This window comes from Craterilacuibacter sp., from assembly GCF_051659485.1.
Classification (GTDB): domain Bacteria; phylum Pseudomonadota; class Gammaproteobacteria; order Burkholderiales; family Chromobacteriaceae; genus Craterilacuibacter.
In genome coordinates, this window is sequence record NZ_JBOFOO010000225.1 from 1 (window position 1) to 1,840 (window position 1,840).

Below are 1,840 nucleotides of genomic sequence, written 5' to 3' on the forward strand. Positions count from 1 at the left end.
TTGAGCCATCTGTATACCGTTGCGCGCAAGGAATGGGGCTACGAGCGCCTTTCCAATCCGTGCGACGATATCCGTAAGCCTGCAGTGGGGAAGTCACGCGATCGTCGCTTTGAAGGGGATGAGCTGCAACGTATCCTGAATGAAACCGACTCCGAAATTTTGCAGGCCATCCTGCAACTGGCGATAGAAACCGGCATGCGCCGTGGTGAGCTGTGTGCCTTGCGCTGGCAGGATTACAAGCCTGCGATTCCGGCACTCAAGATCCGGATGTCGAAGAACGGCAGTTCCCGAGTGGTACCGTTGTCACCGCGTGCAGTCGAACTGCTCGAAGCCTTGCCGCGTAGTGGAGAGCTGATTTTCGATGTCGAACCAGACTCGATCACCCGCGCTTTCCGCCGTGCTTGCGACCGTCTTGGCATTGAAGATTTGCGCTTTCACGACACGCGGCATGAAGCCACCAGTCAGCTGTTCGAAGATGGGCTGGAAGTGATGGAAGTGGCCAGCATTACCGGGCACAAGACGCTGAGCATGTTGATGCGCTACACCCACCTACGCGCAGGTACCTTGGCCGGCAAGCTCGCGCGAGCCAGACCACGCTGAGCACCTCTTTCAGTCAGCAAAAAGCCCACCGATCAACGGTGGGCTTAATTTTTGCAGGTGCAGCGGTCATCAAAGGCGGGCTTGCAGACGTAACCAGCGGTCGATTTGTTCGCGGTGCCAGTACAGACGCCGGCCGATCTTGAACGGTTGCGGGATGACGTTGTCTGCGAGATAGCTATCAAGGGTGCGGCGTGAAATGTGCAGCACGCACAGCATGTCTTCCGCTGTCAGCAGGGCATTGTGCAGGGCATCTTGGTGAGTGGCCGAGGTAGGGTGTGGTACGTTCATTGAGGTTGTCCATCCGTAGGTAAACCTCGTATAGCTGCGCGTTTTAGCCTGTCCACCGCTGCCGTTCAAGCACGCTAGTTATGCAGCTGCAGCCGCTGATACGTCTGCCTGCTTGGCCTTGATAGCTTTGCTCAGGCTTTTGTACAGGTCGGGATGTGTTTCATGCAAATACTCGACGATGGCGATGTCTTCTTTTTTGACTTTGGCAAGATCGATCTGCTCGATATGTACCAGGCGCAGTAGCTCGCGTACCGGCTTGGGCATGTTGCGGCCACTTTCGTAGCGGCTGCCGCCGGATTGGGTCACGCCGATGGCGGACCAGAACTGCTGCTGGTTCTGGCCTATCTTGCGGCGAATTTCACGTGGGTTCTTGATCGTGTCGAATAGTTTCATTGTGCTGTTCCGTTGATTCTTAAATGCAGTAAGGGTATGACGTGAGAGATTACTATAAGTTCACGCTTATGTGGTAGTTTTTGCTATCTTTTTTGAGTCGTTGTATTTCGGAGGGCTTTGGGATGTCGCAACAGGTTCAGCTTGTCCGCATTTGTAATGCCTGTTTTACGGTGATCAGCCGTAAACATACCGGTCACGCGCGGAGGGGACGACGTGAAGATTCAGCATGCAAACCGCAGCAAGCTGCAGCGCTCGCCGCATACTGGTCTGGATTTCTATCCAGGTGTTTTCCCCGTTGAGTGCATCTCATTACACACATCTCCTGCCCGAACCGGTAAGGTAGCAAACCTGACGGAAAGGTGAGATCGAGATGATGTGGGCACAGCAGGAATTGGGTGGGGCACAACTGGGCGATGCGAAGCTGAGCCGGCGTTTGGTGCAACTGGCTGACCGACTGGCAGAGCACCCTTCTGCAAGTATTCCGCAGGCCTGTCGAGGCTGGGCAGAAATACAGGCAGCGTATCGATTCCTGGCCCAAGACAAGCTGGACTGGCGTGAC

At 55.2% G+C, this 1,840-nt stretch carries 4 protein-coding genes; 2 read left to right on the forward strand and 2 right to left on the reverse strand.

Going from position 1 to position 1,840, the window contains the following annotated elements; translation table 11 throughout:
- On the forward strand, positions 1 to 600 hold a 600-nt coding region (locus ACRC1E_RS08065), incomplete at its 5' end, for a site-specific integrase (protein ID WP_438514587.1).
- 69 nt (positions 601 to 669) lie between these two features.
- Here the strand turns inward: ACRC1E_RS08065 and ACRC1E_RS08070 are convergent.
- Both ACRC1E_RS08070 and ACRC1E_RS08075 read right to left on the reverse strand, forming a co-directional pair.
- The gene (locus tag ACRC1E_RS08070; protein WP_438514588.1) at positions 670 to 888 is read right to left on the reverse strand and encodes a helix-turn-helix transcriptional regulator; all 219 of its coding nucleotides are present in this window, start codon (positions 886 to 888) and stop codon (positions 670 to 672) included.
- 78 nt (positions 889 to 966) lie between these two features.
- Positions 967 to 1,281: a helix-turn-helix domain-containing protein gene (locus ACRC1E_RS08075; RefSeq protein ID WP_438514589.1), complete on the reverse strand. Its 315-nt coding sequence runs from the start codon at positions 1,279 to 1,281 to the stop codon at positions 967 to 969.
- A 370-nt stretch (positions 1,282 to 1,651) separates the two neighbouring features.
- Between ACRC1E_RS08075 and ACRC1E_RS08080 the strand changes: the two genes are divergently transcribed.
- The coding region (locus ACRC1E_RS08080; protein ID WP_438514590.1) for an IS4/Tn5 family transposase DNA-binding protein at positions 1,652 to 1,840 on the forward strand (189 nt) is incomplete at its 3' end.

What these genes read in the sequence shown, in the direction of transcription:
- ACRC1E_RS08070 (WP_438514588.1), bottom strand. Translation starts at nt 888, where the DNA reads ATGAACGTACCACACCCTACCTCGGCCACTCACCAAGATGCCCTGCAC.
- ACRC1E_RS08075 (WP_438514589.1), bottom strand. Translation starts at nt 1,281, where the DNA reads ATGAAACTATTCGACACGATCAAGAACCCACGTGAAATTCGCCGCAAG.